This window comes from Marinobacter sp. LM1 (assembly GCF_042763285.1).
In the GTDB taxonomy this organism is placed as follows: domain Bacteria; phylum Pseudomonadota; class Gammaproteobacteria; order Pseudomonadales; family Oleiphilaceae; genus Marinobacter; species Marinobacter nauticus.
The window spans coordinates 908766-932986 of the sequence record NZ_CP114373.1 but is presented as its reverse complement, the minus strand read 5'-3'; the positions used below and the strand labels follow the sequence as shown (position 1 = coordinate 932986).

General features: G+C 56.0%; 20 protein-coding genes, 2 tRNA genes, 3 rRNA genes and 1 other RNA gene. 3 read left to right on the top strand and 23 right to left on the bottom strand.

Features of this window, described 5'->3' with window-relative positions; translation table 11 throughout:
• Nucleotides 1–2: 2 nt before the first annotated feature.
• The 6 genes from OZ656_RS04335 to rsmI all read right to left on the bottom strand — a co-directional run bounded on the left by OZ656_RS04335 (nt 3) and on the right by rsmI (nt 5178).
• Nucleotides 3–1745 carry a penicillin-binding protein 2 gene (locus OZ656_RS04335; RefSeq protein ID WP_199452096.1) on the bottom strand — a complete coding sequence of 581 codons (1743 nt, stop codon included), beginning with the start codon at nt 1743–1745 and terminating at the stop codon, nt 3–5.
• A gap of 30 nt (nt 1746–1775) precedes the next feature.
• A complete protein-coding gene (gene ftsL / locus OZ656_RS04330; RefSeq protein ID WP_014420629.1) occupies nt 1776–2180 on the bottom strand; it encodes a cell division protein FtsL in 405 nt (134 codons plus the stop codon).
• 26 nt (nt 2181–2206) lie between these two features.
• Complete coding sequence (rsmH, locus tag OZ656_RS04325) at nt 2207–3166, bottom strand: 16S rRNA (cytosine(1402)-N(4))-methyltransferase RsmH (protein ID WP_183580826.1); 960 nt, start codon at nt 3164–3166, stop codon at nt 2207–2209.
• On the bottom strand, nt 3163–3615 hold the full coding sequence (mraZ, locus tag OZ656_RS04320; protein WP_022991988.1) for a division/cell wall cluster transcriptional repressor MraZ: 453 nt from the start codon (nt 3613–3615) through the stop codon (nt 3163–3165). Before mraZ ends, rsmH begins: the two co-directional genes overlap by 4 nt.
• Before the next feature lie 310 nt (nt 3616–3925).
• An RNA gene (rnpB, locus tag OZ656_RS04315) (RNase P RNA component class A) lies at nt 3926–4276 on the bottom strand.
• A gap of 38 nt (nt 4277–4314) precedes the next feature.
• Complete coding sequence (gene rsmI / locus OZ656_RS04310) at nt 4315–5178, bottom strand: 16S rRNA (cytidine(1402)-2'-O)-methyltransferase (RefSeq protein WP_199452095.1); 864 nt, start codon at nt 5176–5178, stop codon at nt 4315–4317.
• 144 nt (nt 5179–5322) lie between these two features.
• Between rsmI and OZ656_RS04305 the strand changes: the two genes are divergently transcribed.
• From OZ656_RS04305 to OZ656_RS04295, 3 genes are read left to right on the top strand one after another with little or no spacing between them, the layout of a single operon-like run.
• Nucleotides 5323–7176 carry a penicillin-binding protein activator gene (locus OZ656_RS04305; protein ID WP_199452094.1) on the top strand — a complete coding sequence of 618 codons (1854 nt, stop codon included), beginning with the start codon at nt 5323–5325 and terminating at the stop codon, nt 7174–7176.
• Nucleotides 7177–7182: 6 nt separating this feature from the next.
• The gene (locus OZ656_RS04300) at nt 7183–7554 is read left to right on the top strand and encodes a YraN family protein (protein ID WP_153740848.1); all 372 of its coding nucleotides are present in this window, start codon (nt 7183–7185) and stop codon (nt 7552–7554) included.
• 9 nt (nt 7555–7563) lie between these two features.
• Nucleotides 7564–8154, top strand: a complete 591-nt coding sequence (locus OZ656_RS04295; protein ID WP_011785924.1) for an SIS domain-containing protein — start codon at nt 7564–7566, stop codon at nt 8152–8154.
• 29 nt (nt 8155–8183) lie between these two features.
• On the opposite strand, the gene OZ656_RS04290 is transcribed toward OZ656_RS04295, so the two are convergent.
• The 17 genes from OZ656_RS04290 to OZ656_RS04210 form a co-directional block, all read right to left on the bottom strand.
• The gene (locus OZ656_RS04290; RefSeq protein WP_206769525.1) at nt 8184–8588 is read right to left on the bottom strand and encodes a ClpXP protease specificity-enhancing factor; all 405 of its coding nucleotides are present in this window, start codon (nt 8586–8588) and stop codon (nt 8184–8186) included.
• Nucleotides 8589–8645: 57 nt separating this feature from the next.
• On the bottom strand, nt 8646–9275 hold the full coding sequence (locus OZ656_RS04285) for a glutathione S-transferase N-terminal domain-containing protein (protein ID WP_011785926.1): 630 nt from the start codon (nt 9273–9275) through the stop codon (nt 8646–8648).
• A gap of 104 nt (nt 9276–9379) precedes the next feature.
• Nucleotides 9380–10135 carry a cytochrome c1 gene (locus OZ656_RS04280; protein ID WP_153740846.1) on the bottom strand — a complete coding sequence of 252 codons (756 nt, stop codon included), beginning with the start codon at nt 10133–10135 and terminating at the stop codon, nt 9380–9382.
• Nucleotides 10135–11367: a cytochrome bc complex cytochrome b subunit gene (locus OZ656_RS04275; RefSeq protein WP_014420622.1), complete on the bottom strand. Its 1233-nt coding sequence runs from the start codon at nt 11365–11367 to the stop codon at nt 10135–10137. The genes OZ656_RS04280 and OZ656_RS04275 overlap by 1 nt, the downstream gene beginning before the upstream one ends.
• Nucleotides 11367–11960, bottom strand: coding sequence for a ubiquinol-cytochrome c reductase iron-sulfur subunit (petA, locus tag OZ656_RS04270; protein ID WP_014420621.1), 594 nt, complete (start codon nt 11958–11960; stop codon nt 11367–11369). The genes OZ656_RS04275 and petA overlap by 1 nt, the downstream gene beginning before the upstream one ends.
• Before the next feature lie 238 nt (nt 11961–12198).
• Complete coding sequence (gene rpsI / locus OZ656_RS04265; RefSeq protein ID WP_011785930.1) at nt 12199–12591, bottom strand: 30S ribosomal protein S9; 393 nt, start codon at nt 12589–12591, stop codon at nt 12199–12201.
• 12 nt (nt 12592–12603) lie between these two features.
• The gene (gene rplM / locus OZ656_RS04260; protein WP_011785931.1) at nt 12604–13032 is read right to left on the bottom strand and encodes a 50S ribosomal protein L13; all 429 of its coding nucleotides are present in this window, start codon (nt 13030–13032) and stop codon (nt 12604–12606) included.
• Between the two features lie 202 nt (nt 13033–13234).
• Nucleotides 13235–14026 carry a TatD family hydrolase gene (locus tag OZ656_RS04255; RefSeq protein ID WP_153740845.1) on the bottom strand — a complete coding sequence of 264 codons (792 nt, stop codon included), beginning with the start codon at nt 14024–14026 and terminating at the stop codon, nt 13235–13237.
• Between the two features lie 23 nt (nt 14027–14049).
• The gene (gene prfC, locus OZ656_RS04250) at nt 14050–15630 is read right to left on the bottom strand and encodes a peptide chain release factor 3 (RefSeq protein WP_022991995.1); all 1581 of its coding nucleotides are present in this window, start codon (nt 15628–15630) and stop codon (nt 14050–14052) included.
• 61 nt (nt 15631–15691) lie between these two features.
• On the bottom strand, nt 15692–16174 hold the full coding sequence (gene rimI, locus OZ656_RS04245) for a ribosomal protein S18-alanine N-acetyltransferase (RefSeq protein WP_199452093.1): 483 nt from the start codon (nt 16172–16174) through the stop codon (nt 15692–15694).
• Entirely contained in the window at nt 16171–16989 is an 819-nt protein-coding gene (locus tag OZ656_RS04240; RefSeq protein WP_278350333.1) for a hypothetical protein, read from the bottom strand. Before OZ656_RS04240 ends, rimI begins: the two co-directional genes overlap by 4 nt.
• Nucleotides 16990–17019: 30 nt before the next feature.
• The gene (locus tag OZ656_RS04235) at nt 17020–18570 is read right to left on the bottom strand and encodes a 2-isopropylmalate synthase (protein ID WP_113879807.1); all 1551 of its coding nucleotides are present in this window, start codon (nt 18568–18570) and stop codon (nt 17020–17022) included.
• 116 nt (nt 18571–18686) lie between these two features.
• A 5S ribosomal RNA gene (rrf, locus tag OZ656_RS04230) occupies nt 18687–18801 on the bottom strand.
• Nucleotides 18802–18904: 103 nt separating this feature from the next.
• Nucleotides 18905–21796, bottom strand: a 23S ribosomal RNA gene (locus OZ656_RS04225).
• 303 nt (nt 21797–22099) lie between these two features.
• A tRNA-Ala gene (locus OZ656_RS04220) sits at nt 22100–22175 on the bottom strand.
• Nucleotides 22176–22271: 96 nt separating this feature from the next.
• A tRNA-Ile gene (locus OZ656_RS04215) sits at nt 22272–22348 on the bottom strand.
• Nucleotides 22349–22437: 89 nt separating this feature from the next.
• Nucleotides 22438–23978, bottom strand: a 16S ribosomal RNA gene (locus tag OZ656_RS04210).
• The 16S, 23S and 5S rRNA genes sit together here with 2 tRNA genes alongside, the layout of an rRNA operon.
• Nucleotides 23979–24221 lie beyond the last annotated feature (243 nt).

Sequence of the window (24221 nt, the reverse complement as noted above, 5' to 3'; positions counted from 1 at the left end):
GCTTACCCTCTCCCCCCGGAGGTCACTTGCGAAACGCGTGTTTCACTGACTTCCAGTTCAGGCTTCACATTCAGCAGTCGCAGCGCGTCACCCATCACCCGGGCGAATACCGGCGCGGCAACTTCTCCGCCGTAATATTCTCCGGCCTGCGGCGCATCCACGGCCACAACGGTTACAATTCTGGGGTCATCAATCGGTGCCATACCGGCAAAGATGGCCTTATATTGACTGTCTTCGTACCCGTTCGCCCCCACCAGGTGAACGGTCCCGGTTTTGCCCCCGGCCGCATACAGCCCGGGCCGGGCACGCTTGCCAGTACCACGGGCAACCGCCTGTTTTAGCATGTCTCGCACGGCCCGTGTCACCTGCTCAGACAGTACACGTTGTCCCTGCGGCCTCTGCTCCTGCCTCATCAGGCTGAGAGGGTAACGAATTCCACCATTGGCAATAACCATATACGCCTGTGCCAGTTGCAAGGCGTTAACGCTCATGCCGTAGCCATAAGACAAGGTGGACTCTTCTACCGGCCGCCATTTCGGGGGGGCCGGCAAAACACCAACGGCTTCCCCTGGGAAGCCGATACCGGTTGCCTGGCCGAGGCCCAGGCGGGCATAGAGGTTTCTCAGAGTATCGCCACCCAGATCCGTTGCGATGTTGCTCACCCCGACGTTGCTGGACTTGACAATAATCTCCGTTAGATCCAGCACCCCGTAATTGCGATGATCCCGAATGGTGAAGCGACCAAATCTCCGAAAGCCCGGGGAAGTATCAATGGTGCTGTTAACCGTGTATTCCCCGGACTCCAGAGCAGCCGCTATCGTCAGCGGCTTCATGGTTGAGCCGGGCTCGAACAGATCTGTAATCGCCTTGTTGCGCAGGTTTTCTGCGGCAAGCTGTGACCGGTCATTCGGGTTGTAGGAACCTTGATTGACCATGGCCAGCACCTCACCGGTGTCGACATCCAGCATCACCAGCGTGCCACCGCGAGCCTTGTGAGCACCGACCACCGCCTTGAGCTCCCGATAGGCCAGATACTGCAGCCGGAGATCAATACTCAGTTCCAGGTCTTTCCCGGGCCGGGCATCGCGGATAAGCATCAGATCTTTGATGACGCGCCCACGGTTATCCTTGAGCACCCGCTTCTGGCCCGGCTCACCGGTCAACCATTTGTTATAGGCTAACTCGATACCTTCCTGGCCATGCTCGTCGATATCAGTAAACCCGACCACATGAGCGGTGACTTCTCCCGCGGGGTAATAACGACGATATTCCTGCCGGGCATAGATACCACCGACACCTAGAGCCAACGCTTCACGCGCCATTGAGGGCTGCACTTTGCGTCGCAGGTAGATAAATTCGCGGCCAGCATACTGGCGCAATCGCTCCCGCAGCGCGCCCTCAGACAACCCAAGAATTCGGGCAAGCGCCGCCAGTTGCGGATCTTCGGGATCGGTTTCGGAAGGATTTGCCCACACGGTCTGAACTGGCGTACTGACGGCCAAAGGCTCGCCATGACGATCCGTCACCACGCCTCGATGGGCATCGATAGATTCAACGCGGATAGTTCTGACATCTCCCTGCTTGCGCAGGAAGTCATTATCCACCACATGAAGATCCACCAACCGCCATCCAATGCCGGCCACAACCAGCAGGAAAACGCCCAGCACAGAGCCGAAGCGCCAGGCTTTCAAGCCTGCCACCAGCTTCTGCTTCCAGCTGTTTGCGTGCGTTCCCTGACCGGACACTTCAGTTACCCCGGATGGTTATTGTTGGTTTTAGTTCGCTGCCAGCGGTGACATCAAAGGCACGAGTACAATGTCCTGCCGCCCGGGCACCACCATGTTGAAGCGCTCAGCAGCGAGTTTCTCGACCCGCCCGTGAGCGCTCAAAGCACTCTGTTCCAGCAGCAACTGACTCCACTCACGCTGATAGGCATCGCGCTGCTCCTGCAGACCCGACAACGTATTGAACAGCTCGCGGTTCTCATGGGCACTGACCACCACCCCGATGGACGACAGCGTCAGTACGGCCACCAACACCAGCGTCACCAGAACCCGGCTTTCCCGTGTTGCATCAAACACCTGACGGGACAAACGAACGGCTGTCGCAACACCCTCGCGAACCCGCTGTTTGTTTATCCTGTTGGTTTTTACTGGTTGCTCAATCGCTACCGCGCCCATGGCGTCGCGCTCCCCTGCGTTTTCGATTAATTCGCTTTACGTTCAAGCACTCGCATGACCGCGCTGCGAGCCCTGACGTTTTCAGTAATTTCCTGCTCATTGGCCTTGCTGGCTTTGCCAATCAGCTGGAACCCGGATTCTTCCTGCTCCGCCGTGACCGGTATCCCCTTCGGCAGCTTTGGCCCCCGCGCCAGATCACGCATAAAGCGCTTGACCAGACGATCCTCCAGAGAGTGAAAGCTGATCACCACCAGGCGCCCACCGGGAGCCAGGCGATCAACTGCCGCGGCCAGACCGGCTTCCAGGTCCTCGAGCTCCCGGTTTATAAAAATCCGGATAGCCTGAAAAGCACGGGTGGCAGGGTGCTTGTGCTTCTCTTTCTTCGGCACGGCCTCCGCAACCAACTCCGCCAGCTGCCGCGTGGTTTCAATCGGCTGCTCCTGACGCCGCTCCACGACAAGACGAGCGATACGGCGAGAAAACCGCTCCTCGCCGTATCGCCAGATCACATCTGCTATTTCCCGCTCATCAGCCTCGGCCAGCCACTGGGCCGCACTCGGCTCCTGCTGCGGGTTCATTCTCATATCCAATGGACCGTCCCGCATGAACGAAAAACCGCGGGAAGCATCATCCAGTTGTGGCGAAGACACCCCAAGATCCATCAACACGCCATCAACCTGTGACCAACCTTGACGTTCAAGCGCAAGATCCAGTTCGGCGAACGAGCCGTGGTACCACTGAAACCGGGAATCCCCAGATGCCAGCTCTCTGGCGACGGCAATAGCCTCCGGATCCTTATCAATGCCCAGGAGCTGACCATCCTGACCGAGCTTGCCGAGAATCAGACGACTATGACCGCCCCGGCCAAACGTGGCGTCGACAAAACGGCCATTTTCATCTGTAACCAAATAGTCGACCGCTGCATCCAGCAGTACCGAGCGATGCTGATAGCCTTCATTGGCCTGATCGTCCTGGCGTGCGCTCATAGCGACAGCGCCTCCATTTCCGGCGGCATTTCCTCGTCGGCTGCGGAGGCATCAAGGTAAGCATTCCAGCTTTCCTCACTCCACAGCTCATACTTCTTGCCAAGCCCGACCAACATCAGCCGTTTTTCAAGATTGGCGTGATTTCTGAGGGTCTGCGGCACCAGAATCCGGCCGGACCCATCCAGCTCCATAAGGGCAGCGTTACCCAGAATGAGGCGCTGCAGGCGCTTGGCCGCCTTGTTCATGTTGGGCAGCGCCTCGATTTTCGGGCGCAGCACTTCCCATTCCGGCTCGGGGTAGAGCAACAAGCATTTCTCCTCATCGGCGTTGGCTGTCAATACAATACGGCCACCGCAAAGCTGCGCGAGCTCTTCACGCACCTTTGTCGGGATCGCCAGGCGACCCTTCGCGTCCATATTGATGGCATGACTGCCAAGAAAATTGCTCATTAACGTCTAGTCCGAGGTTTTCATTTCCACAAAATTCCACCAAAAACCACTTTTTCCCACTCCCGCACACTATAGAAATACGCAAATAACAATGCAAGCGCCGCGACAGGCACCACACACAGGAAAGTTCCTTTAACGACAAGAGGTTACAAAGCAGAAACGGAACGAAGCGTTAAAAAGACGTAAAGAAAAGGATAAAAAACAAATACCTGCAGACACCTTTAGATAGCCAACTTCAGGTTTAAGATTTTTTGGCTATAAAAGGTAACTTGTGAGAAGGATGCGGATCACATCCGAATAATCGGGAAAAGAGGCGAGCTCGCCGATAAGCCGGGTTCTGTCTTGGACAGTCATTCATCTAGGGCCTGCGTCACCACAGGCCTCAAGCAACCTACCCGAATCCAGCGCGGGCCACGCCATTGGATTCCTATTTGGTCTTGCTCCAGGTGGGGTTTACCATCGCCGTGGACTGTTGCCAGCCACGCGGTGCGCTCTTACCGCACCATTTCAACCTTACCGGCGCCCGAAAGCGCTTAGGCGGTATACTTTCTGTTGCACTTTCCGTCGGCTCACGCCGCCCAGGCGTTACCTGGCACCTTGCCCTGCGGAGCCCGGACTTTCCTCCCCCGGATCAACCGGCGGCGACTGTCTGGCGAGCTCGGCGCTGACAATACCCGCGTGCGCGCAGGCATGCAAGGCTTAATCACCCTTTAACTGCAGCGCTCGCTGATACAGTTCATTTTTTCCGATGCCGCTGACTTCCGCGACGATTTTCGCAGCCTTTTTGACCGGCATCTCTGCAACAAGCAGCTTTAACAGCTTATCGGCATCCAGATCGAGCGACGAACCGGTCACGACATCGTTACCCCGGACCATCACCACGAATTCGCCCCGACTGCCATGCGGGTCGGCCTCCAACTCCGCCAATACCTCTTTAACCGTCCCACTGTAGAAAGTTTCAAAGGTTTTGGTCAGCTCCCGACCGAGCACACACTCCCGGCCCTCGCCAAACTCATCAACCAGATCCTGCATCAGGTCCAGAATTCGATGGGGGGATTCGTAGAACACCAGAGTGGCAGTCTGTTCACGCAATTCCACGAGCGCTGAACGTCTACCCGCCCGTTTAGCCGGCAAAAAACCTGCGAAAAGAAAACGATCCGTCGGTAAACCTGCCGCCGACAATGCCGCAACCAGTGCACATGGACCGGGGATAGGGGAAACCGGAAAGCCCGCCTTTCTGGCTTCACGTACCAGGATGTACCCGGGATCGGAGATCAATGGGGTACCGGCATCGGAAATCAGTGCCACTTGCTGCCCTTCAGCAAGGGCAGAGAGGATTCTGCCGACGCGATCCCTCTCATTATGATCGTGTAGCGCCAGCAAAGGCTTGCTCAGGCCCAGGTGCTGTAACAGGCGTGAGCTGTGACGGGTGTCCTCAGCGGCGACCAGATCCGCCGCAGCGAGCACCTGCCGGACACGATCAGAAAGATCGGCCAGATTACCGATGGGCGTGGCAACAATTGAAAGCCGACCACCGACAACGCTTGCTACAGAACTGGACATAATAAACTCCACTGAAGTGAACCGCGGCGCCGCTATTTCCGGCCCATGACTGTCCCGTCATGTGAAATGCGCCGGGAGCTGGTAAACTTGCCAGCTAAAACGCGGCACCACAAGCCCAACGATTCAGAGAGTACCGAGCCCGCCATGACAAATCGCTTCCGTCACAGCCCAATTCTGGCCCTGATCACCCTCGTTCTGTTCTATCTGGGCGGCTGCGCCACCGTCAATCTCGACGAACATATGGCACAAAGCCCGGAACAGGCACTGTCACTGGCCAGCGATGAACGTGATCCGGTGGTTGGCCAACGCTATCTATTGAGGGTGGCCAGCCGATTCCAGGATCAAGGCCGCCACGAAGATGCCCGAGTCATTCTCCAGGCCCCCGTTCTGGAAAATGCTCCGGAGGACATCGCAAGACAACGCTCGCTCCTGTCCATGGCCAGTGCCAGCGAGTTACAGGACAGCCAATGGGCTGAGCAACTCGCCACAGATAGCACCCCTGAAAGCTTTCTTGCCTACCCCGCGGAGTTAATGTCCCGGGCTGCCATGCTCCAGGCCCGGACCTATGAGCTGGCCGGACAACCTTTGGACGGGGCACTGACGTTGATCCTGCTCAGCCAGACCGACTCCAGCACTTCCCCGCAGGAGGTGCACAATCGCATTTGGCAATTGCTCAAGCCCATCAATCGCTCAACCCTGCAATCCGCCTCCGACAACGCCCTCGGATTCGAGGTTCAAGGCTGGCTTGAGCTCGCTCTGCGCCTACGCACCAAAGGGGCCAGCCTGGATGATCAGGGGCGTCTGATCCGGCAATGGCAGAATAACTGGCCGGGACACCCCGCAGCACAGGTACTCCCCATGGATCTCGCCCTGCTGGCTGAACTGGCAGCAAGCCGGCCGGAGAAACTGGCATTGGCGGTTCCACTTCAAGGTGCCCTCGCCAGCGCCGGCAAAGCGATTCGCGACGGTTTCCTGGCCGCCTATTATCAGGATGAAACCACTGACCGCAGCAAAACCGATATTCGGGTCATCGACACCTCCACCGGCTCTTTTTCCGAGCTCTACGAGGAACTCTCCAATAACGACATTGATTTGATTGTTGGCCCGCTGGACAAGGAAGCACTGTCCCAGCTCGCTAACATGAACACGCTGCCGGTTCCGGCACTGGGCCTGAACTACCTTGGCCCGGATGCCCGCATTCCGGACGGCCTTTATCAGTTCGGGCTATCTGCCGAAGATGAGGCACGACAGATCGCCGACAGGCTCGATGCCGAGAACATCGAGCAGGTTCTCGTACTGATTCCCCACGGTGAATGGGGAGACCGGGTTGAAACCGCCCTGCAAACAAGGATGGACCAGCTCGGGTTGCGAGCGCTCGACGTCGAGCGCTTTTTCCCGGAAGACAACCTGCGCTCAGTGACAGCTGACCTGCTGGGCATTACCGCCTCCCGCCAGCGCGCCATTCAGGTGGAGCGAACAATTGGCCTGAATGTGGAATTTGAACCCCGCCGCCGCCAGGATGCCGAGGGCATCGTGCTGGTTGCCGCACCCACGGTTGCCCGCCAGTTCAAGCCACTGTTCGCCTTCTATTATGGCGGCGATCTGCCGGTATACTCACCTTCCATCGTGTACGAGGGTACGCCGAATCCGGGCCGGGACCGAGATATTGACCGGGTTTTCTTTACGGACATCCCCTGGGTATTGGCCGAGACGAATCCCCTGCGGGAAGAATCACGCCAGTATCTGAGTGGCACCACCGGGCAACTGGGGCGCCTTTTCGCCATGGGCGCCGACGCCTGGCAACTGAGCAAGCGCTTGCCACTTCTACGCCAGGTTGAAGATGCCGCCATTGAAGGACAAACCGGCATTCTGACCATGGATCCTGACGGCAGCATTCATCGCGAACAACGCTGGGCACAATTCCAGGGGGGAACACCCAAACTGCTTTCTCCGACCGTACCCCGGGAAGGTGAACCCGCCCCGACTGCAAACAACTGATAACCGATGGCCAGGGAAGGCTCCAGAAAACTCGGACAGCATTACGAAGGTGTCGCCGCGCGGTATCTGGAAAGCAGAGGCATCCGGATTATTGAGCGGAACGTGCACAATCGTGGCGGCGAGATCGACCTTATTGGAATGGATGCCGAAGCACTGGTGTTCTTTGAAGTTCGCTTCCGCGCTGATGGTGCGCTGGTGGACCCGATAAGCTCGGTGTCCGCGGTGAAGCAGCAACGCCTGGTGCGTGCAGCCTCATTCTACCTGCACCGCCACGGACTCTGGGACCGGGTCAGCCGGATCGATGTTATCGGCATCACACCAGGCCAGTCCAGCAAGTACCGTATACAATGGATCAAAAACGCAATTCAGGCAGACTGACCAGAAACCATGACCGACACCGAACAGAGAATCAACCAGTGGTTCGCCAGCCATATGGAGCACACAGCGCAGGCGGCAAGCACCGCTGGTCCCGCCATTGAGCAGGTAGCGCAGGCATTTGTTGACGCCCTGCTCCAGGATGGCAAGATCATTACCTGCGCCAATGGCAACGCCAATGTACTGGCCCAGTATTTCTGCACGGCATTGTTGTCCCGCTTTGACCAGGACCGCCCGGCCCTACCGGCAATCAACCTTGGGGCAGACGCCACCACCTATTCCGCTATCTGCCGTGACAATCGATTCAACGACACCTTCTCTCGTCAGGTCAGAGCCATAGGCAAACCCGGCGACCTTCTGTTTGTGATCGTGGATGATGGCCACAAGGCAAACCTGATCCAGGCCATCCAGGCGGCCCACGACCGGGAAATGAGGATTGTGGTGCTGAGCGCCAGGGAAAAATCCGACATCACCTCCCTGATGCACCCTGAAGACCATGAAATCGCACTTAACGATTTGCCGCCAAGCGAGGCCACGCCCTTGCTGCTGGTCATCATCAACGCCTTCTGCGACCTGATTGACCACAAGCTTTTCGGAGGCTAATAAAAAAGCCGGCATCGCCGGCTTTTTTATTACTTGACCACTTTCAGGGTTGGCCTGCCATTCGGGCGGTCTTCCGCTCGCCGTGACGACTTGGGCTCACCTCCACCCTCCGGATCGGGAGAGCCTGGCTCACTGCCAAACACCATGCCCTCGCCGTTCTCCTTGGCATAGATGGCCATAACCGCTTGCAACGGTATGAAAACCTGCATCGGCACACCACCGAAACGAGCACTGAATTCCAGCGCACCATTGCCAATCACCAGCCCGCGCACGGCGCCGGGGCTGATATTGAGCACAATCTGGCCGTTGGCAACGTGCTCGGTAGGCACCTGAACACCCTGAATGCCGGCATCCACCACGATATACGGGGTACAGTCGTTATCGAGGATCCATTCGTTCAACGCACGGACCAGATAGGGACGACTGGATGTCATGGCGATAGTCATGTCAGACACTGCTTAACTCCTGCCCTGAAATACGGGCGCTGACAATCAGCTGCGAATATCTTCTTCCAGATCTGAAAGGCTTGCCTTGAAGCCTTCTCTGGCAAAGATGCTCTCCATGTACTTCTGCAAAGGCTTGGCCTGCTTTTCATTCAGCTCAATACCCAGAGCCGGCAAACGCCACAGGATCGGCGCAATACAACAGTCCACGATGGTGAACTCTTCCGACAGGAAGAACGGCATTTCGGCAAACAAAGGTGCCGTGGCCAGAAGGCTTTCCTTGAGTTCCTTGCGAGCGGCATCGCTGGCCTTGGCCCCCGGCTGCGCCAGGATCTGATCAACCAGTCCGCACCAGTCTTTCTGGATGCGGTGAATCATCAGGCGGCTGTTAGCCCGGGCAACGGGGTAAACCGGCAGCAGCGGCGGATGAGGAAAACGCTCATCCAGATACTCCATCATGATGTTGGGCTCGTACAGAACCAGGTCCCGATCTACCAGGGTTGGCAGGGCGTTGTACGGATTCATATCCGCCAGTTCCGCCGGCGGGTTGTCCGGATCCACATCCACGATATCAACAGTGACACCTTTCTCAGCCAGGACAATACGCACCCGGTGACTGTAGTGGCTTGCGGGATCCGAGAAAAAAGTCATTGATGACCGCTTGGTCACAACGCCCATATAGCTACCTCACGATTCTAAAAATCGAAACAATGCAAAACGCAAAAATCCAGCGAGCCTTAAAGACTCGCTGGAATCAAGGACACGGGATTATACCCTAAATCTTAGTGTACGTCTTTCCAGTACTCGCGGTTGAGCAGGTACGCGAAGACAAAGAAGATCGCCACAAAGATCAGCACGAAGATACCGAGACGCTCGCGCTCCACCTTGACCGGGTCGCCCATGTAGGACATGAAGTTGGTCAGATCCCACATGGCCCGATCAAACTCCGCACCGGACATCGAGCCTTCCGTTGCGTAATCCGGGCAAGCGTCTGCGTTATTGACGTTACCACTCAACGGCTCAACAGACGCCCCGACACCAATGTTCGGCTTCACGGCGCACAGACCCTGCATCTCGACCAGAATGTGAGGCATACCAACGTTATCGAACACCACGTTGTTTACGCCCAGTGGCCGGGAATCGTCCTTGTAGAAGCCCCGCAGGTATGAATATACCCAGGACTCACCACGCAGACGGGTTTCCAGCGTAAGATCGGGTGGCGGCGCACCGAACCAGCCGGCCGCCATATCCTTGTTCATGGAGTTCTTCATGAGCTCACCGATCTTGGCACCAGTAAAGATCAGGTTTTCCTCGTAAAGCTCGACAGGGATCTCCAGATCATCCGAAACACGCTTGTAGCGAGCATACTCCATGGAGTGACACCCCATGCAGTAGTTGGTAAACAAGGCAGCACCGCGCTGCAGCGACGCCTTGTCCGTATGATCCGGCTCCATATGATCAAGAGGAACCGCGGCACCAGCCGCCAGGCCAAGCGCTGGCAGGAGTGCGATGAAAAGACCAACAATCAGCTTTTTCATTATCCTGTCACCCTCTCTGGAACTGGCTTGGTGTTCTCCATGCGCGTGTAGAACGGCATCAGAATGAAGTAGAGGAAGTACAACACTGTCAGAATCTGAGCGACAGTCGTGCGACCTTCTGTTGCGGGAACCAGTCCAAGGTAGCCAAGGATTACGAAGCTCACCGCAAAGATTGCCAGGGCAATCTTGCTCAACCAGCCCTTGTAGCGGATTGAGCGGACAGGACTTCTGTCAAGCCACGGCAACACGAACAGAATCGCAATCGCACCACCCATGACCACAACACCCCAGAACTTCGCCGGCAGCCCCATAAAGTCTACCGTCACCGCCCGCAACATCGCGTAAAACGGCGTGAAGTACCAGACAGGCGCAATGTGCGCTGGTGTCTTCAGGGCGTTGGCCGGTTCAAAGTTCGGCTTTTCCAGGAACAGACCGCCCATCTCCGGGAAGAAGAAGACAACGATGAAGAAGATGAAGAAAAACACACCCACGCCCAGCAGATCGTGAACGGTGTAATACGGGTGGAACGGAATACCGTCTTTCGGAATACCGTTTTCATCCTTGTTCTTCTTGATGTCGATGCCGTCGGGGTTGTTAGAACCCACTTCGTGCAGCGCCAGGATGTGAAGAACAACCAGACCCAGCAGAACGATTGGCAGAGCAACCACGTGCAGGGCAAAGAAACGGTTCAGCGTGATACCGGAGATCAGATAGTCACCGCGAATCCACAGAGACAGATCTTCACCGATGACCGGAATCGCACCAAACAGGTTAACGATTACCTGGGCACCCCAGTATGACATCTGGCCCCAGGGCAGCAGGTAGCCCATGAAGGCTTCTGCCATCAGCACCAGGTAGATCAGCATACCGAAAATCCAGATCAATTCCCGCGGCTTCTGGTAGGAACCGTACATGAGACCACGGAACATGTGCAGATACACCACAACGAAGAACGCAGATGCGCCGGTCGAGTGCAGGTATCGCAGCAGCCAACCCCACTCCACATCACGCATGATGTATTCCACCGAGGCAAACGCCCCCTCGGCAGACGGGTTGTAGCTCATAGTCAGCCAGATACCGGTCACTAGCTGGTTGACCAGCACCAGCATTGCCAGTGAACCGAAGAAATACCAGACGTTAAAGTTCTTCGGCGCGTAATACTTGGCCAGGTGCTTGTTCCAGGCCTCAACGATTGGCAGACGCTCGTCTACCCAGTTAATCAGCTTTTGCATCACGCGGCCTCCGGATCAAGACCAATGGTCATGGTCACATCATCGTCAAACCGGTACGGCGGAACCTCAAGGTTCAGCGGCGCGGGTTGAGCCTCATAAACCCGACCGGCCATGTCATAGCGGGAACCGTGACACGGGCAGAACAACCCACCAAGCCAGTTTTCACCCAGATCAGCCGGCGCAACCTCTGGCCGGTAGGAGGGCACGCAGCCCAGATGGGTACAGAGCCCCACATAGACACCGAACTCTGGCTTGATCGCGCGCAAGGGCCCCTGGATATACGAAGGCTGCTGAGGCGCCTCCGACATCGGGTCCTTCACTGCGTCATTGAGCTTCTCGATATTCGCCAGCATTTCTTCCGTTCTGCGGATAATCCAAACAGGCTTACCTCGCCACTCAACGGTGATTTGCTGACCCGGTTCGATTTTGCTGATATTGACGGTTACCGGTGCACCGGCCGCTTCCGCTTTCGCACTGGGGTTCCAGGACGCTACGAAAGGAACGGCTGCACCGACGACGCCGACACCACCTACCACGGACGTAGCACCGATCAGAAACCGGCGCCGGCCTTGGCTCACGTCGCCATTACTCATTATGGTTTTCTCCCATCAGGCGAGGCACAGACGCGGAAAAACCGGCACTGCGCTTCGAAAAGGACTTCACAACCCAAAAATATAAGCGCTGAAATGGTAATGAAATTACCCCCCGCTTACAAGCCGGAAAGGTCGGCAGGCGAGCCTATCCCTGCGCCAGATCAAAAATATTTCCGGAGTACAGATATAAAAAAACCCGGCCACAAGACCGGGTTTTTCCAAATCGACTGAACGTCGATTAACGCTTGGAGTACTGCGGACGCTTACGCGCTTTGCGCAGACCCACTTTCTTACGCTCAACCTTACGGGCATCACGGGTTACGTAACCCGCTTTGCGCAGTGCCGGACGCAGAGTTTCGTCGTAGTCCATCAGAGCGCGAGTCAGGCCGTGGCGAATGGCGCCAGCCTGGCCACTGATGCCGCCACCCTTTACGGTAATGGCGATATCGAAACGATCTTCGGATTCGGCAACCACCAGCGGCTGACGAACAATCATGCGCAGGGTTTCACGACCGAAGAAATCTTCGATAGTGCGACCGTTGATGGAGATGTTACCGCTACCCGGCTTGATAAAGACGCGAGCCGTGGATGATTTGCGGCGACCAGTACCGTAATTTTGTGCTACAGACATATTCGCCTTCCGTTAGATGTCGAGTTCTTTGGGCTGCTGGGCGGCATGAGCATGCTCAGCGCCTGCGTACACTTTCAGCTTCTTGAACATGGCGCGGCCAAGCGGGCCCTTCGGAAGCATGCCTTTTACGGCCTTCTGAATGACTTGCTCGGGAGCCTTGTCAACCAGCTTCTCGAAATTGATGGATTTGATTCCACCCGGAAAGCCGGTATGGCTGTAATACATTTTAGCCGATGCCTTTTTGCCGGTAACCTTCACCTGGCTGGCATTGATAACGATGATGTAGTCGCCAGTGTCCACGTGAGGGGTATACTCAGGCTTATGCTTGCCCCGCAGACGAAGGGCGATTTCGGTTGACAGACGACCCAGCGTCTTGCCGGCTGCGTCTACAACGTACCAGTCACGTTTTACTGTTTCTGGTTTCGCACTCAGAGTCTTCATTGATTCCGCCTTGAACGCTATATAAGAAACGTTAAAAACCACCACCGGTACATGCAAGGCATCCGGAGGAGGTTCATACCTGTATGTTGCGCTGCCATCATTCGGGGCTGAGATAATGACATCGCCTTGAAAAGCCAGGGCGCGAAGTATACTCGAACCCCTGGTGAATGCCAACCCCGACCTATGCTGTTTCGTTAATCCCCTATGGGCGTGGAACCAGAGTTAGCGGATCTTTCCGGTAGAGCTTCGCGGTATTGGCCAACAGTATTTCAGCCAGCGACTCCCGGGGCTCACTCCGCAGTTCCGCCAGGGCCTCGAAAATCTCCGGCAAGTGGACAGGTGAGTTCTGCCCTTTCGCCACTCCGGCCGGCGCCATATCCGGCGCATCGGTTTCCAGGACCAGCGCATCCGCCGGTAACCGGGCAATGGTATCCCGGGTTTTCCGGGCCCGATCGTGGGTAATCACGCCGCCCACGCCAATGTAACAACCCAGATCAACCAGCTTTTGCGCCTGCTGATAACTGCCCGAGAAGCCGTGAAGCAATGCCCGCCCGTTCCATCCGGCGCGTTTCAGACTACTGTGCACCAGATCATGGCTCTTGACGGAGTGAATCACCAGCGCCAGACCGAGCCGCTGGGCAATATCAATCTGGGCCTCGAACCAGGGTTCCTGCTCAGACAGATCGCCTTTGAGGGCGTCCAGACCACACTCTCCAAGGCCAACACTGGCTTGGGGCGCGGAAGACAGCAACCTTTCAAGCTCGGCGAGATCGCCAGCGCCGTGCTCCTGAATAAACCAGGGGTGAATACCCAGACAGTACCAGAGACCCTTCTCTGCATCTGCCATGCTCGCCACACGCTGCCAGTCCTGCCGCCGGACCCCCGGAATCACGATCGCGCGAACTCCAAGGCTGGCCGCCTGTGCCAACACCGCCTCCCGATGCCCGTCAAAAAACGGGAAATCAAAATGGCAATGAGCATCTACCAACTGCATGGCGGCCTCCTCCCGGAGCCGAATCAGTGCTCCCGGGTCTTGTGGAACTGGATATCCGGATAACGCTCCTGAGCAAGATTCAGGTTCACCATGGTCGGCGCGATGTACGCAAGGCGATCTGCGCCATCCAGTGCGACGTTGTCCTGATTCTTACGCTGGAATTCGTCCAGTTTACGCTCATCGGAACAGGTTACCCAACGGGCAGTTGCCACGTTGATGGGCTCGTAAACCGCTTCCACCTTGTATTCACTTTTCAGGCGGGCGACAACTACATCAAACTGCAGCACACCCACCGCCCCGACGATCAGATCGTTGTTCTTCAGCGGACGGAAGACCTGAACTGCACCCTCCTCGGAAAGCTGGATCAGGCCCTTCTGTAATTGCTTGGCTTTCAGCGGATCTTTCAATCGAATGCGCCGGAACAGCTCTGGGGCGAAGTTCGGGATACCGGTAAACTTCATGTCCTCGCCCGCGGTAAAGGTATCACCCAACTGAATGGTGCCGTGGTTATGCAGGCCAATGATGTCACCGGCAAACGCTTCTTCCGCATGTTCACGGTCACCAGCCATGAAGGTGAGCGCATCAGAGAACCGAACATCTTTACCGATACGGACGTGCCGAGCTTTCATGCCTTGATTGTAACTACCTGACACGATCCTCAGGAAAGCGATACGGTCCCGGTGCTGTGGATCCATGTTTGCCTGAATCTTGAAGACAAAGCCGGAAAAGCCATCCTCGGTCGGGGTCACCTGGCGCACATCCGTGGCCCGGGGCTGAGGGGCCGGCGCCCAATCCACCAGACCATCAAGCATGTGATCAACACCGAAGTTGCCAAGCGCTGTTCCGAAAAACACCGGGGTCAGCTCACCAGCCAGGAAAGCCTCCTGGTCAAATTCATGGGAAGCCCCTTTGACCAGCTCAATCTCATCACGAAGGTCGGAAGCGTAATTGCCGATGGCCTCATCCAGCTCCGGGTTGTCCAGACCTTTGACAACACGTTTTTCCTGAATGGTATGCCCCTGGCCTGACTGATAAAGAATCACTTCGTCCCGCAGCAGGTGATAAACCCCCTTGAACCCCTTGCCCATACCAATGGGCCAGGTAATCGGCGCACAGGCAATCTTCAGTACGTCTTCCACTTCGTCCATCAACTCGATGGGGTCCCTGGTATCCCGGTCCAGCTTGTTCATAAAGGTAAGGATCGGGGTGTCACGCAGGCGGGTCACCTCCATCAGCTTGATGGTGCGCTCCTCAACCCCTTTGGCACTGTCAATCACCATCAGACAGGAGTCGACGGCGGTCAGTGTCCGATAGGTATCCTCGGAGAAATCTTCGTGCCCCGGTGTATCCAGCAGGTTGACCAGCTTTCCACCATAGGGAAATTGCATCACCGACGTGGTGACGGAAATACCCCGTTCTTTTTCCATCTCCATCCAGTCAGACTTGGCGTGCTGTCCGGATTTTTTGCCCTTGACGGTTCCCGCCTTCTGCAGGGCCTGGCCGAACAACAGCACCTTCTCTGTGATGGTGGTCTTACCGGCATCCGGGTGCGAGATGATCGCAAAGGTGCGGCGCTTGGCCACTTCCTGGGAAAGGTTAGGCATAAACTCTGGTGACCTGAATCGAGATGGATGAAAGCCGAGCATTATACGGCCTATACCGTCCTCAGGTGAACCGCAGCGCCATGACCAGGGCATCTTCCCGTGCAGCGCCATCGGGATAATAGCCGGCCCTTCTGCCGATTTCAGAGAAACCCTCGCTCAGATAGAGCTGGGTGGCGGCATCATTGCTAACCCGCACTTCCAGAATCAGTTGTTCCATACCATCCGACACCGCGACAGCGATCAGATGCCGTAGCAGCCAGCGCCCGACACCCTGACCACGCACACGGGGACTGACGCAGATATTCAGCAGATGGGCTTCGTCGACCATATAGGCCACAACCGCATAGCCAATCAGCTCATCGCCACGCTCAGCGGCCCAGAGCCTGTAATTCGGCTTAAAACAGTCAAGAAAAGTCGATTTCGGCCACGGATGGGAGTGTCCCTGACACTCCAGCTCCATGACCGCCGCCAGGTCTGCCTCGACCAGAGGGCGTACCCGGACATCCTGGTTGTGCACGTCGAAAAAAGGCTGTGATGCTTTCATCGGCCAGGTACGAGAACCCGAATCGATTGCCAGAGCAGCCGCTTCTGGGAGGGGTCTGATGCCAGTGATGCGAGCGTGCCGGAAAACGCAATCTCCGGCACCCGCCCCAGGCCACGCTCGATCAACCGTGCCTGAGTTTCGTCGCCAAGCCCCAGCGTTATTAGCGTTTCTGTCGGGGCGTCGCCAGCAAAAGCAGAGGCTATGACTGAGACAAGATCGCTTTCACTGTTGAGCGTCACTTTCAGGTTATTGAACAAGGGCCAGCGCACTACACTGCATTGAGACACCCCGGTCTCTCCAATGCTTCGCAATATGTTACGAGCCAGATTTTCCTGCAAGGCAAAACTGGCGTCCTCGGCAATATGGCACAAGAGCATGAACCGGGAGCCTTTCCAGGCAGTCAGACACACCCGGTGCACTGGCTCCCGCTGCTGCACTTCTACTGGCTCCGAGGCCGGCAGGGAAGCCTCTGGCTCCATGTCTGGAGTTTCAGACCGAGGCTCGGTGGCCGGTGGAGCTTTCACTGGGTCCGCGGCCTGTTGCCCAGCGCTGTCCGCCTTCTGCACGGATTCAGGCTTGTTGCCCATCAGGCTCTGGAGCTGAGCAATGCGCTGCCGCCCCTGGTCCCCTGACAGCGGCTCAGATTTGCGCCCAATCTGAGGCACCTCCGACGCGGGCTGGAATTGCGGCTCGTCATCCACTCCGAAATCAAAGTCGGGGCTTGGCGCCGCGCCAGGCAAACTCTCGCGGGCATACCACATCCGAATGCCTGCCGCCGCCAGATAGAACTGCCGCTCCGCCTCATTCCCTATCACGAATCCCTCCATGGCAATCCTTCGGGCGCTTTAAACATCAGCCACCTGGGGATGTTGGCGAATACCGCCACTGGAAATCAGGTTCAGAGCCTCAATGTAGGCCTTCGCCGACGCAATAATGATGTCGGTATCTGATCCAACGCCGTTCACAATACGGCCGCCCCGCTCAAGACGAACGGTGACTTCCCCCTGAGCATCAGTGCCGCTGGTAATATTGTTGACCGAATACAGCTGCAGGTTACACCCGGAATCCACCAGAGATTCAATGGCCTTGAAAGTTGCGTCTACAGGACCGCTGCCCTCAGCCTCTACCGTGTGTTCTTTACCATCCACCGTCATGGTCAGATGCGCCTTGGGCACAACGCCGGTTTCAGAACAGACCTGCATGCAGACCAGACCGAAGCGGCCTTCTTCTTCCTTTTGCTTGGTATCGCTGGCAATCGCCTGCAGATCCTCATCAAAGATCTCATGCTTGAGGTCGGCCAGCGCCTTGAAGCGCGTGAAGGCCTCATTTAGCTCCCCTTCGGTTTCAAACTGGATACCAAGTTCCAGCAGTCTCGTACGGAAGGCATTGCGGCCGGAATGCTTACCTAAAACCAGGCTATTGGTATGCCAGCCTACGTCCTGTGCCCGCATGATCTCGTAGGTTTCACGATGCTTGAGCACGCCATCCTGATGGATGCCGGACTCATGGGCAAAGGCATTGGCACCGACGATCGCCTTGTTGGGTTGAACAGGAAACCCGGTAATGGTGGACACCAGACGTGATGCCGGGACGATATGCTGGGTATCTATGCGGGTATCAATATTGAAGAGATCCTGGCGGGTACGAACCGCCATGACAATTTCTTCCAGCGCTGCGTTACCAGCACGTTCGCCCAGACCATTGATAGTACATTCGACCTGACGGGCACCGTGGGCAACCGCAGCCAGCGAGTTGGCTACCGCAAGGCCCAGGTCGTTATGGCAATGGACTGAAAACACGGCCTTGTCGGCATTCGGGATACGGTTCAGTAACTGATGGATGGTCTCACCAAACTGTTCAGGAATGGCATAGCCCACGGTATCAGGGATGTTGATGGTACGGGCGCCGGCATCGATAGCGGCTTCAATGATGCGACAAAGAAAATCCAGCTCTGACCGCCCGGCGTCTTCACAGGAGAACTCGACGTCATCAACGTGGCTACGCGCCCGCTTGACAGCGCGCACGGCTTGCTCGACCACCTCATCTGGCTCCATCTGAAGTTTATGCTTCATATGGATGGGCGAGGTGGCAATAAAGGTATGGATACGGGAGCGTTCGGCAGGGCGGATCGCTTCAGCAGCCCTGTCGATATCCTTGTCCAAAGCACGAGCCAGACTGCAGACAGTGGATTCTTTGATGTTCTCGGCAATGGCCTTGACTGCATCAAAGTCGCCCTGGCTGGCAATGGCAAACCCCGCCTCGATAACGTCTACGCGAAGCTTCTCGAGCGCCTTGGCAATGCGGAGTTTTTCCGCCTTGTTCATGGTGGCGCCCGGGCTTTGCTCGCCATCGCGCAGAGTGGTATCGAAAATGACCAGGTGTTCGCTTGCGGCCATTGCTGGGCTCCCATCAGAAACGTTGCTTTGATTTTCGGTGAAGTATATCACTTCTCCGGAACCAGAAATAAAAAACCCCCGGCAGCTTCGCTGTCGGGGGTTTTTAGGCATTAGGCGCCTGACGATGACCTACTCTCACATGGGCAACGCCACACTACCATCGGCGCAGGTCTGTTTCACTTCTGAGTTCGGGATGGGATCAGGTGGTTCCAGACCGCTATGGTCGTCAGGCAAAACGGTTGATCACTGGGGGACGGGATAGAACGATCAGAGCGGGCTCTGAGTGATGATCGATTTCTTTTGTTGCGTTATCCGCAATTGTCTTGGGTGTTATATAGTCAAGCCGCACGAGCAATTAGTACCGGTTAGCTCAACGCCTCGCAGCGCTTACACACCCGGCCTATCAACGTCCTGGTCTTGAACGGCTCTTCAGGAGGCTCGAGGCCTCGGGGAGATCTCATCTTGGAAGGGGCTTCCCGCTTAGATGCTTTCAGCGGTTATCCTGTCCGAACATAGCTACCGGGCAATGCCACTGGCGTGACAACCCGAACACCAGAGGTTCGTCCACTCCGGTCCTCTCGTACTAGGAGCAGCTTTCCTCAAATCTCCAACGTCCACGGCAGATAGGGACCGAACTGTCTCACGACGTTCTAAACCCAGCTCGCGTACCACTTTAAATGGCGAACAGCCATACCCTTGGGACCGGCTTCAGCCCCAGGATGTGATGAGCCGACATCGAGGTGCCAAACACCGCCGTCGATGTGAACTCTTGGGCGGTATCAGCCTGTTATCCCCGGAGTACCTTTTATCCGTTGAGCGATGGCCCTTCCATACAGAACCACCGGATCACTATGACCTACTTTCGTACCTGCTCGACGTGTCTGTCTCGCAGTCAAGCGGGCTTGTGCCATTACACTAACCGCACGATGTCCGACCGTGCTTAGCCCACCTTTGTGCTCCTCCGTTACGCTTTGGGAGGAGACCGCCCCAGTCAAACTACCCACCACACAGTGTCCTCAACCCCGATAAGGGGCCAGAGTTAGAACCTCAAACATGCCAGGCTGGTATTTCAAGGTTGGCTCCACCGGAACTGGCGTCCCGGTTTCAAAGCCTCCCAGCTATCCTACACAAGCATGCTCAAAGTTCACTGTGAAGCTATAGTAAAGGTTCACGGGGTCTTTCCGTCTAGCCGCGGATACACCGCATCTTCACGGCGATTTCAATTTCACTGAGTCTCGGGTAGAGACAGCGCCCCCATCGTTACGCCATTCGTGCAGGTCGGAACTTACCCGACAAGGAATTTCGCTACCTTAGGACCGTTATAGTTACGGCCGCCGTTTACCGGGGCTTCGATCAAGAGCTTCGCACGAATGCTAACCCCATCAATTAACCTTCCGGCACCGGGCAGGCGTCACACCCTATACGTCCACTTTCGTGTTTGCAGAGTGCTGTGTTTTTAATAAACAGTCGCAGGGGCCTGGTATCTTCGACCGGCTTCCGCTCCACCCGCAGGGGCTTCACGTACACACCGGCGTGCCTTCTCCCGAAGTTACGGCACCATTTTGCCTAGTTCCTTTACCCGAGTTCTCTCAAGCGCCTTGGTATTCTCTACCTGACCACCTGTGTCGGTTTGGGGTACGGTCTCGAATAGCCTGAAGCTTAGAAGATTTTCCTGGAAGCAGGGCATCAATGACTTCGCGCCCTTGGGCACTCGTCGTCGCGTCTCGGGATTGTGGACCCGGATTTGCCTAAGTCCACTCCCTACATGCTTAAACCGGGGCAACCGTCGCCCGGCTCACCTAGCCTTCTCCGTCTCTCCATCGCAGCTATCCAAGGTACGGGAATATTAACCCGTTTCCCATCGACTACACCTTTCGGTCTCGCCTTAGGGGCCGACTCACCCTGCGCCGATTAGCGTTGCGCAGGAACCCTTGGTCTTCCGGCGTGCGGGTTTTTCACCCGCATTGTCGTTACTCATGTCAGCATTCGCACTTCTGATACCTCCAGCATGCTTCTCAACACACCTTCGCAGGCTTACAGAACGCTCCCCTACCCCGCATACAATGTATGCAGCCGCAGCTTCGGTGACCAGTTTGAGCCCCGTTACATCTTCCGCGCAGGCCGACTCGACTAGTGAGCTATTACGCTTTCTTTAAAGGGTGGCTGCTTCTAAGCCAACCTCCTAGCTGTCTGAGCCTTCCCACATCGTTTCCCACTTAACTGGTACTTGGGGACCTTAGCTGGCGGTCTGGGTTGTTTCCCTCTTCACGACGGACGTTAGCACCCGCCGTGTGTCTCCCGGATAGTACTCACAGGTATTCGGAGTTTGCATGGGGTTGGTAAGTCGAGATGACCCCCTAGCCCAAACAGTGCTCTACCCCCTGTGGTATTCGTCCGAGGCGCTACCTAAATAGCTTTCGGGGAGAACCAGCTATCTCCGGGCTTGATTAGCCTTTCACTCCGATCCACAAGTCATCCCCTGGCTTTTCAACGACAGTGGGTTCGGTCCTCCAGTGCCTGTTACGGCACCTTCAACCTGCTCATGGATAGATCGCCCGGTTTCGGGTCTATGCCCAGCGACTAATTCGCCCTATTCAGACTCGGTTTCCCTACGGCTCCCCTAAACGGTTAACCTCGCCACTGAACATAAGTCGCTGACCCATTATACAAAAGGTACGCCGTCACAGAACAAGTCTGCTCCGACTGCTTGTACGCATACGGTTTCAGGGTCTATTTCACTCCCCTCACAGGGGTTCTTTTCGCCTTTCCCTCACGGTACTGGTTCACTATCGGTCAGTCAGGAGTATTTAGCCTTGGAGGATGGTCCCCCCATGTTCAGTCAACGTTTCTCGTGCGCCGACCTACTCGATTTCACTGAACTCAGGTTTCGGATACGGGGCTATCACCCACTATGGCGGCACTTTCCAGAGCCTTCTCCTACCAGTTGTTCAGCTTAAGGGCTGGTCCCCGTTCGCTCGCCGCTACTTAGGGAATCTCGGTTGATTTCTTTTCCTCAGGGTACTTAGATGTTTCAGTTCCCCTGGTTCGCCTCTTACACCTATGGATTCAGTGTAAGATACCAACCCGAAGGTTGGTGGGTTTCCCCATTCAGAGATGTCCGGATCACAGCTCGTTTGCCAGCTCCCCGAACCTTATCGCAGGCTTCCACGTCTTTCATCGCCTCTGACTGCCAAGGCATCCACCGTATGCGCTTAGTTGCTTGACTATATAACCCCAAGACAACTGATCGCGAAGTCACACCCATCACCAGGCAAGCCTGATTCCGAGGCATCTTCGAGACAGTCACTTGAAGCAATAGAACAACCACTTCAACGACAACACCGGATAACGCTTGAAATCGCTATCACTTTGAACATTTTCTCTCGGAGATAATGAGAGAAAAATATTCGTGTTCTATCTCGTCCAATTTGTTAAAGAGCAAATCTGACCCAGTGATCAGAAAGGAAGGCTTCATCGATATGAAACATTCGTTTCTGTACACTGCTAACCGAAGTTAGTCAGTAAAGTTTGGTGGAGCTAGGCAGGATCGAACTGCCGACCTCCTGCGTGCAAGGCAGGCGCTCTCCCAGCTGAGCTATAGCCCCAAGAAGCTATCTACAAGAATTGATCAGATCTAGGCGTCGAAGTGCGCCGCATAGCCTGCTATGCAAGTACTTCGACAACGACGAGCTGAACAATTCTGGTGGGTCTGGGTGGACTTGAACCACCGACCTCACCCTTATCAGGGGTGCGCTCTAACCACCTGAGCTACAGACCCAAAACACGGGCCTGCAACGACCCATCTGCTCTCTTTATTAGCCAACCAAGTAATTCGTGTGGACTCTGACCGAAGCATTCGGCTTCGTTTAAGGAGGTGATCCAGCCGCAGGTTCCCCTACGGCTACCTTGTTACGACTTCACCCCAGTCATGAACCACACCGTGGTAATCGTCCTCCCGAAGGTTAGACTAACTACTTCTGGTGCAATCCACTCCCATGGTGTGACGGGCGGTGTGTACAAGGCCCGGGAACGTATTCACCGCGACATTCTGATTCGCGATTACTAGCGATTCCGACTTCACGGAGTCGAGTTGCAGACTCCGATCCGGACTACGACGCGTTTTAAGGGATTGGCTCACTCTCGCGAGTTGGCAGCCCTCTGTACGCGCCATTGTAGCACGTGTGTAGCCCTGGCCGTAAGGGCCATGATGACCTGACGTCATCCCCACCTTCCTCCGGTTTGTCACCGGCAGTCTCCCTGGAGTTCTCAGCATTACCTGCTAGCAACCAGGGATAGGGGTTGCGCTCGTTACGGGACTTAACCCAACATCTCACGACACGAGCTGACGACGGCCATGCAGCACCTGTCTCAGAGTTCCCGAAGGCACCAATCCATCTCTGGAAAGCTCTCTGGATGTCAAGGCCAGGTAAGGTTCTTCGCGTTGCGTCGAATTAAACCACATGCTCCACCGCTTGTGCGGGCCCCCGTCAATTCATTTGAGTTTTAACCTTGCGGCCGTACTCCCCAGGCGGTCAACTTAGTGCGTTAGCTGCGCCACTAAGACTTCAAGAGTCCCAACGGCTAGTTGACATCGTTTACGGCGTGGACTACCAGGGTATCTAATCCTGTTTGCTCCCCACGCTTTCGCACCTCAGTGTCAGTGTTGGTCCAGGTAGCCGCCTTCGCCACTGGTGTTCCTTCCTATATCTACGCATTTCACCGCTACACAGGAAATTCCACTACCCTCTACCACACTCTAGTCTGACAGTTCGAAATGCCGTTCCCAGGTTAAGCCCGGGGCTTTCACATCTCGCTTACCAAACCACCTACGCGCGCTTTACGCCCAGTAATTCCGATTAACGCTTGCACCCTCCGTATTACCGCGGCTGCTGGCACGGAGTTAGCCGGTGCTTCTTCTGTAGGTAACGTCAAGCCTCATGGGTATTAACCATAAGGTTTTCCTCCCTACTGAAAGTGCTTTACAACCCGAAAGCCTTCTTCACACACGCGGCATGGCTGGATCAGGGTTGCCCCCATTGTCCAATATTCCCCACTGCTGCCTCCCGTAGGAGTTCGGGCCGTGTCTCAGTCCCGATGTGGCTGATCATCCTCTCAGACCAGCTACGGATCGTCGCCTTGGTAGGCCTTTACCCCACCAACTAGCTAATCCGACTTAGGCTCATCCAATAGCGCAAGGTCCGAAGATCCCCTGCTTTCTCCCGTAGGACGTATGCGGTATTAATCCGGGTTTCCCCGGGCTATCCCCCACTACTGGGCAGATTCCTAAGCATTACTCACCCGTCCGCCGCTCGTCAGCGGGAAGCAAGCTTCCCCTGTTACCGCTCGACTTGCATGTGTTAAGCCTGCCGCCAGCGTTCAATCTGAGCCATGATCAAACTCTTCAGTTTAAATCATACAAGAACCCGAAAGTTCTTAATTCTTGCTCAAGACAAAACTCAATTTCGACGAGTCACTGTCCTGATATTTCGTGTCCGAAATACCTCGGCCAGCGCCCACACGAATTACTTGGTTAACTTTTTAAAGAGCGTTTGAGCTGTTGCTCAATCAAGGCCGCGTATTCTACATCGTTCCGCTGCCCTGTCAACCACTTTTTTCGAAGAATTTTTGAAGCAAATTTTCGAACACTTTCA

What these genes read in the sequence shown, in the direction of transcription:
- ftsL (WP_014420629.1), bottom strand. Translation starts at nt 2,180, where the DNA reads ATGGGCGCGGTAGCGATTGAGCAACCAGTAAAAACCAACAGGATAAAC.
- rsmH (WP_183580826.1), bottom strand. Translation starts at nt 3,166, where the DNA reads ATGAGCGCACGCCAGGACGATCAGGCCAATGAAGGCTATCAGCATCGC.
- mraZ (WP_022991988.1), bottom strand. Translation starts at nt 3,615, where the DNA reads ATGAGCAATTTTCTTGGCAGTCATGCCATCAATATGGACGCGAAGGGT.
- rsmI (WP_199452095.1), bottom strand. Translation starts at nt 5,178, where the DNA reads ATGTCCAGTTCTGTAGCAAGCGTTGTCGGTGGTCGGCTTTCAATTGTT.
- OZ656_RS04305 (WP_199452094.1), top strand. Translation starts at nt 5,323, where the DNA reads ATGACAAATCGCTTCCGTCACAGCCCAATTCTGGCCCTGATCACCCTC.
- OZ656_RS04300 (WP_153740848.1), top strand. Translation starts at nt 7,183, where the DNA reads ATGGCCAGGGAAGGCTCCAGAAAACTCGGACAGCATTACGAAGGTGTC.
- OZ656_RS04295 (WP_011785924.1), top strand. Translation starts at nt 7,564, where the DNA reads ATGACCGACACCGAACAGAGAATCAACCAGTGGTTCGCCAGCCATATG.
- OZ656_RS04290 (WP_206769525.1), bottom strand. Translation starts at nt 8,588, where the DNA reads ATGACATCCAGTCGTCCCTATCTGGTCCGTGCGTTGAACGAATGGATC.
- OZ656_RS04285 (WP_011785926.1), bottom strand. Translation starts at nt 9,275, where the DNA reads ATGGGCGTTGTGACCAAGCGGTCATCAATGACTTTTTTCTCGGATCCC.
- OZ656_RS04280 (WP_153740846.1), bottom strand. Translation starts at nt 10,135, where the DNA reads ATGAAAAAGCTGATTGTTGGTCTTTTCATCGCACTCCTGCCAGCGCTT.
- OZ656_RS04275 (WP_014420622.1), bottom strand. Translation starts at nt 11,367, where the DNA reads ATGCAAAAGCTGATTAACTGGGTAGACGAGCGTCTGCCAATCGTTGAG.
- petA (WP_014420621.1), bottom strand. Translation starts at nt 11,960, where the DNA reads ATGAGTAATGGCGACGTGAGCCAAGGCCGGCGCCGGTTTCTGATCGGT.
- rpsI (WP_011785930.1), bottom strand. Translation starts at nt 12,591, where the DNA reads ATGTCTGTAGCACAAAATTACGGTACTGGTCGCCGCAAATCATCCACG.
- rplM (WP_011785931.1), bottom strand. Translation starts at nt 13,032, where the DNA reads ATGAAGACTCTGAGTGCGAAACCAGAAACAGTAAAACGTGACTGGTAC.
- OZ656_RS04255 (WP_153740845.1), bottom strand. Translation starts at nt 14,026, where the DNA reads ATGCAGTTGGTAGATGCTCATTGCCATTTTGATTTCCCGTTTTTTGAC.
- prfC (WP_022991995.1), bottom strand. Translation starts at nt 15,630, where the DNA reads ATGCCTAACCTTTCCCAGGAAGTGGCCAAGCGCCGCACCTTTGCGATC.
- rimI (WP_199452093.1), bottom strand. Translation starts at nt 16,174, where the DNA reads ATGAAAGCATCACAGCCTTTTTTCGACGTGCACAACCAGGATGTCCGG.
- OZ656_RS04235 (WP_113879807.1), bottom strand. Translation starts at nt 18,570, where the DNA reads ATGGCCGCAAGCGAACACCTGGTCATTTTCGATACCACTCTGCGCGAT.